The organism is Anaeromyxobacter sp. SG64, assembly GCF_022690745.1.
Lineage (GTDB): Bacteria > Myxococcota > Myxococcia > Myxococcales > Anaeromyxobacteraceae > Anaeromyxobacter > Anaeromyxobacter soli.
In genome coordinates, this window is the sequence record NZ_JALCZB010000209.1 from 1 (window position 1) to 894 (window position 894).

Annotated in this window: 1 pseudogene; it reads right to left on the minus strand. The window is 79.9% G+C overall.

Annotated elements, in window-relative coordinates:
• Nucleotides 1–894, minus strand: a pseudogene (locus MNZ29_RS24120) (hypothetical protein); the annotation flags it as partial.

Genomic DNA, 894 nt, shown 5'->3' on the forward strand with positions numbered 1-894 from the left:
AGGGCGGCGAGCGCGGCCGCGCTCGCGAGGTCGTGCGCGAGCTCGGGAAGCTCGGCGTCCTCGCTCGCGGCGAGCTGCGGCTCGAGCGCGTCCGCCTCGAACGCGAGATCCTCCCAGCCGGTGCCGGGAGCCGCCTCCGTCGCGGTCGGGGTCGCGGTCGCGGTCGGGGTCGCGGTCGGGGTCGGGGTCGGGGTCGGGGTCGGGGTCGGGGTCGGGGTCGGGGTCGGGGTCGCGGTCGGGGTCGCGGTCGGGGTCGCGGTCGCGGTCGCGGTCGCGGTCGGGGTCGCGGTTGCGGTTGCGGTTGCGGTTGCGGTTGCGGTTGCGGTCGGGGTCCCAGTCGCGGTCGCAGTCGGAATCGGGGTCGGGGTCGGGAACCCGAGCTCCTCCCAGCCGGCGCCTGCCGGCGCCTCGGGAGCGGTCGCCGTCGGGATCTCGGTCTCGAGCGAAATCGTCGTCGGGCTCAGGCTCGGGACGGCGGCCTCGGTCGCGGCGGCGAGGTCGAGCTCGAACGGCGGGAGCGCGTCCACGACGTCGGCGAGCCACCTGGCCGGGTCACCGAGCGCCTCCGCGCCCGCCTCGGCGGTGGTGCCGCTCGCGTCCGCGTGCGGGTCCGGCGCGCCGAAGACCTCCGCTCGAGCGTGCCCGCCCGCGACGGCGGCCCAGGCCGCCTCGGCGCGCGGATCGGAGGGCGCGAGCGAGAGGGCCCGCTCGAGGTGGGGGATGCCGTCGTCGGCGCGGCCGTCGGCGACCGCGGCGAGCCCGAGCCGGAAGCGCGCGGGCGCCTCGTCCTCGGCGGGGACGTCGCCCGCGACCTCGGCCCGCACGACCACGCGCAGGTCCAGCTCGGCGGCGGCGCGGTCGCCGCGCGCGGCCGCGACGCAGCCGGCGAGGGCG